The organism is Crocosphaera sp. (assembly GCF_030064895.1).
GTDB lineage: Bacteria > Cyanobacteriota > Cyanobacteriia > Cyanobacteriales > Microcystaceae > Crocosphaera.
The window spans coordinates 1-5,338 of the sequence record NZ_JASJEB010000187.1 but is presented as its reverse complement, the minus strand read 5'-3'; the positions used below and the strand labels follow the sequence as shown (position 1 = coordinate 5,338).

The window sequence follows — 5,338 nt, the reverse complement described above, 5'->3', positions numbered from 1 at the left end:
TAACTGCTACAAAAGAATTAATAGAATAAGTTTTCATTATCACATTCTGTTTATTTAGTTCAAATGTTTTATTAATTAAAGAAAATGATAAAAAAGGCAATAAAAACTGCCGAAGCAGTTGGGAAAGATTAACTAGGGTTTGCTTATAAAGGATAGAACAGTTAATCCATCGAGGTTACAGACCGATCTAGCTCCCGAAAAGTGCAACAAAAAAGCAGCCAAAGACCCCCAAAAAGCCCTAAAATTGGTAAAAGCCTCTTGCACCTGGTTAAGTGAAACAAATGTACCGTAGGAAACAGCGATCGCCAATTACCCCAGAAAACTTTGAACTATTACCAGGAACCAAGTTATCACCAGAAAATCGTTGGGTAATGATGGCCGAGCTAATACCTTGGGAAGAATTTGAAGAAGAGTATGCCAAACAGTTTAAAAGAGAAAAAGGTGCGCCAGCTAAAACATTTAGAATGGCGTTAGGAGCCTTAATCATTAAAGAGCAACTAGGGATAAGCGATAGGGAAACTGTAGAACAAATAAGAGAAAATCCATATTTACAATACTTTATCGGATTAGAAACCTATACATTTGAAGCTCCCTTTGAGGCTTCTATGATGGTACATTTTAGACAAAGAATTACTGTGAAACTGGTCAACCAAATTAATGAAGAAATGGTAAAAAGGGGAAGGGAGAAGACAGAGCAAAAAGAAGAAAAATCAACCTCAGACTCAGAAGAAATAGGAGAGAGGGAAAACAAAGGCAAACTGATCTTAGATGCCACCTGCGCCCCTGGAGATATAAAATATCCGACAGATTTAGAAATATTAAATCAAGGAAGAAAGGCAACTGAACAGATAATAGATACTCTTTATGAATCGATAAAAGTAAAATTAAAGAAAAAGCCCAGAACTTATCGAAATATAGCTAGAAAAGAATATTTAAGAATAGTGAAAAACCGTCGTTCTACTAAAAAAGAGGGTAGAGAAGCGATTGGAAAACAACTTAAGTATATTGAAAGGAATCTAGTTAGTATAGAGAAACTAATCTTAGAGGGCGCGACCTTAGATAGCTTAAATAAAAGACAAAGAAATCTTCTAGAAGCTGTCAAAAAAGTCCATGAACAGCAACTACAAATGTGGGAAAAAGGAACCAAAAGTGTTCCCCAAAGAATCGTCAGTATAACTCAACCGCATATTCGACCTATCGTGAGAGGAAAAGCAGGAAAACCTACAGAGTTTGGAGCAAAACTATCTATAAGCTATATAGATAATTATATATATTTAGACCGAATAAGTTGGGAAAATTTTAATGAATCTGGGGACTTACAAGGACAAGTTGAAAAATTTAAGCAGACTTATGGTTATTATCCATCATCAGTTCATGCAGATAGAATTTATCGAAGTAAAGCGAATAAAGATTGGTGTAAACAAAGAGGAATTAGACAAAGGGTCATCGGTTTAGGAAGACCTCCTAAGAACATCAGTGAAGAAGAGAAGAGACAAACTAGAATAGACGAAGCATTTAGGAATAGAATTGAAGGAAAATTTGGACAAGCGAAAAGAAAGTTTAGTCTAGATTTGGTTAAAACTAAGCTAAAAGAAACCTCGGAAACCGCTATTGCTATTACATTTTTAGTAGTTAATCTTTCCCAACTGCTTCGGCAGTTTTTATTGCCTTTTTTATCATTTTCTTTAATTAATAAAACATTTGAACTAAATAAACAGAATGTGATAATGAAAACTTATTCTATTAATTCTTTTGTAGCAGTTAAAGTTATTAATTTAGAGGCAAATTACTGGCTTTTGGCCTCCTAATTTTTTGAGTGACTTTTTCAGCAAACCCTATATAACTTACTGATAGTTTAGCTCCAAACTCTGTGGTTTTTCCGGCTTTTCCTCTCACGATAGGTCGAATATGGGGTTGAGTTATACTGACAATTCTTTGGGGAACACTTTTGGTTTCTTTTTCCCACATTTGGAGTTGCTGTTCATGGACTTTTTTGACAGCTTCTAGAAGATTTCTTTGTCTTTTATCGAAAACAATTGGGTCTAAAACCCCGCCTTTGAAGGCGAATCGTTTTTGAAACGGAGCATATCTCTTGGTGTGCGTTCCCTTGGCGGTTGCCTAACGGCGCGTCTTCGACGGTACGAATCGCCGGGGTCGCACCGTAATCTCTGTCTCAAAAACAACTTCTGTGCGATAGCGCGCCCTACGCAGTGAGGAACTTCTGACTTCGTTAATATTAAGCCCATGCAGAAGTTATGGGTTAAGGGTGATTCTGTACTGATTCAATCAGCGATCGCACTTCTTGAGTCCCTTCGGAGGGTTCAAACGAGAGGGGAAACTTCCCATGATTTAACATTCGTAAGCCCAAGGGTGCAATGGAGAGTAAACCTTGTAAGTCTCTCCAATAATTACCCACCACAAAAACCCCAAACTTCCGTTCATCAATCCATCCCCCTTGCTTAACCAGATCGATTAACACTTTACGATGACGAATAGAGCGACTACTTTGAGCATCTTTGCGCTCTAAAATTTCTTGTTTAAGATAACTAATTTGATCCATCGGGGCAACTTCCATTGGACAAACCGCATTACAGTAATAACAGCGTGTGCAACCCCAAACCCCCTGGGTTCCTTCGTTATAGCTTTCGAGACGTTCTTCTATGGTAGTATCACGAGAATCAGCCACCATCCGTTGCGCTTTAGCTAAAGCATGGGGACCAACAAACTCAGAATTAACCGTTAAGGCATTACATTCAGAATAACAGGCTCCACACATAATACAATTGCCCGTCTGATCCAACTGCGATCGCTCTTCTGGAGTTTGTAAAAATTCTCGTTCTGGAATCTTGCGCCCTGGGGTACTGACGTAGGGATCAACTTCTTGCAACTTATCCCAAAACCCTGACATATCGACCACTAAATCTTTGATCACTGGCATATTACCCAGAGGGGCAATGGTGATGGTGGGTAAGTCATCATTTTCAGGGGAGGGTAACATGGCTAACTCTTGCCCCACATTTTGTTTACAGGCCAAAGCCGAACGACCATTAATTCTCATGCCACAACTGCCACAGATGGTGTTGCGACAATTTTTGCGAAAAGCGAGACTCCCATCTTGTTCCCATTTAATACGATTTAAACATTCTAAAATTGTGTTACCCGCTTGAACCTCTAAGGTGTAAGTTTTTAGCTGAGGACTTTGATGGGGCTTTTGTCGCCAAACTTTAAACAATACTTTCATCGAACAAATATAGTTATTGGATATCAAGGGCATTCGCTTTTTCTATCCTATCTTGTTCTTGTTGACAATCCACGCACTTTTAGGGGGTCGATTCTTGAGGATAGACTAAGGAACGACATAAAAATTCCCCCCACACTTCCCACACTTCCCACACTCAACTTAACTAAAATCTTGATACACCCAATTGAAAACCGCTATGAACCCATCCAGATATTTTGTAAATGACGATTGGGATCAGAAAAACTTGTCCTTAAATGCAGCATTCGATAATTATCAAGAATAAGCATTTCTTCTTTTTGTAAACGAATTGACGTTTGTTGAGTCTCGAAGAAATTAAAAACTTCTTGGCAAAAATTAGGCAAGAAAGGCTCTTGTTGATTACTCATTTTAGAAACATCTGGAGAATGTTCTCCGTAGTATAAAGCATTATAATTAAATCTGAGCATGGGAAGATTTGAGGGAGAAAACTTAAGAACAGGGGCAAAAGTTTCTAGTTGGCCTTGATTGGACATGAATCTATGATGTTCATTTGATAATCTAATTTTGACTTCTGGACTAAGATTATCAAGAAAATCATAACCATCCACGAATGCTGTATAACCTCCACCACAACTCGAAGGTTGTAAACATCTTAAGACAATATATTGAGGAGGGATATCCCGATAGGATGCTTCTGTATGGGGACGTAAAGCATTTTGACTCTTTCCATTGGAAAGTCTTTCATAACCTGGAGTTGACTTAACATCATAAATCAATTCTCCTTCGTCTTGAGGCATAATTTTACACTGGGTAACTTTTTGAATAAAGTTCATCCAATCATCAGGAGAAGATTGAATATGTAAATAGCCATTTTCAGCTAATTCTTTTTGTAAGGTTTCTAATTGCATTATTGTCTGTGTCATAAAAAGATCAATGTCAGTGGTTAGTTAAGAAAGATAATAATTAAAGATAATTTGAGTGATGGGTAATGGTAAAGTTAAATTTCTCATCTCATCAGATTGTTGATTGATAGATTTCATGAGTTGTTTAGACTCTGTATTTAGGTTTAAATAGATAGGTTGCCATATAGTCAAGAAATCTAGGTAACTTTGCTTTCCTAATAAATCAGTGGAACGAGCAAAAGTTTTTTCTAGTTTTTTTGCTTTATTATCTCGTTTATTTTCCATTAGCTTTTGAGCAGAATAGTTCTGAAAATCAATAATTTCTTTTAAAGAAAATTCCTCCTTATGTTTATAGTAACAAGCATGACAGTCTGTCATTCCTAATTGACCATGAACTTTCGTTTCTGGAGGTAATTTTGAAATTTGAGCATTCATTAAATTTTCTAGATCCGCATACGAGTAATTTTGCTCAATTTGAGAACCAACCTCTTTCATTTTTTTAGAGAAATATAGGAGAGAATTGATAAGATTTTCTCCCTGTTGTCTTAAGGATGAATACAAAGACATTGAGGTTAAATGGAACTGTGGTTCTGTCGCATCAGAAGCAAATTTTAAAGTGTTAGCATGGGAAAAAATCATATTTGAAAATAGATGACGAGATACATACGGATTAACCTCATTACCTAATATTTTTTTGACATAATCAATGTGATTATTTTCAGTCAGAGAAGATTGTACATTACCTTTAATTGCAAAAAGATTATTTAAAGTGTTAGAATCAATAGGAATATTTTTCCATAAACAGCCTAGAAATAATCTAGCTAAACTATTGGTTTGATACGCAGGAAATTCAACGATATGACAATAGGTAGCAACATCTGAAAAAAACGTTTTAATAAAATCATTAATTCTTAACAATGTAACCCTTGAGTTATAAATATGTAAATTTTTATTAATGGGATTTCCTGCTTTGTCATGACTATTTTCTATTAGTTGAGTATGAAGACTAGAAATAATAAAAAACTGAGGAATAAAATGAATTTTTCTTGTAGTTTTTAGGTGATTTAATTGAGATAATTTAACTAAAGGTTCAATGATATAAGATTCTACATAGGGGGGTGGAGTGGTATCTCCTCCGAAAGAAGCAGTTAAATAAAACAATTCCGAAAAAAGTGGTGTTTTCATTCGGGTTGTTTCCAACCCATAAAGAACAATC

The 5,338-nt window shown here is 36.0% G+C and carries 4 protein-coding genes and 1 pseudogene; 1 reads left to right on the top strand and 4 read right to left on the bottom strand.

Annotated elements, in window-relative coordinates:
- Positions 1-281: 281 nt before the first annotated feature.
- Positions 282-1,808, top strand: a complete 1,527-nt coding sequence (locus tag QNJ66_RS26100; protein ID WP_300511584.1) for an IS5 family transposase — start codon at positions 282-284, stop codon at positions 1,806-1,808.
- A 7-nt stretch (positions 1,809-1,815) separates the two neighbouring features.
- Here QNJ66_RS26100 and QNJ66_RS26095 read toward each other — a convergent pair.
- The 4 genes and pseudogenes from QNJ66_RS26095 to QNJ66_RS26080 form a co-directional block, all read right to left on the bottom strand.
- Positions 1,816-2,025, bottom strand: a pseudogene (locus QNJ66_RS26095) (IS5/IS1182 family transposase); the annotation flags it as partial.
- 235 nt (positions 2,026-2,260) lie between these two features.
- Complete coding sequence (locus tag QNJ66_RS26090) at positions 2,261-3,241, bottom strand: succinate dehydrogenase/fumarate reductase iron-sulfur subunit (RefSeq protein ID WP_300511585.1); 981 nt, start codon at positions 3,239-3,241, stop codon at positions 2,261-2,263.
- Positions 3,242-3,435: 194 nt separating this feature from the next.
- Positions 3,436-4,143, bottom strand: coding sequence for a TauD/TfdA family dioxygenase (locus QNJ66_RS26085; RefSeq protein WP_300511583.1), 708 nt, complete (start codon positions 4,141-4,143; stop codon positions 3,436-3,438).
- A gap of 24 nt (positions 4,144-4,167) precedes the next feature.
- Positions 4,168-5,338, bottom strand: a 1,171-nt coding sequence (locus tag QNJ66_RS26080; RefSeq protein WP_300511582.1) for a hypothetical protein, incomplete at its 5' end; no start/stop codon positions are given.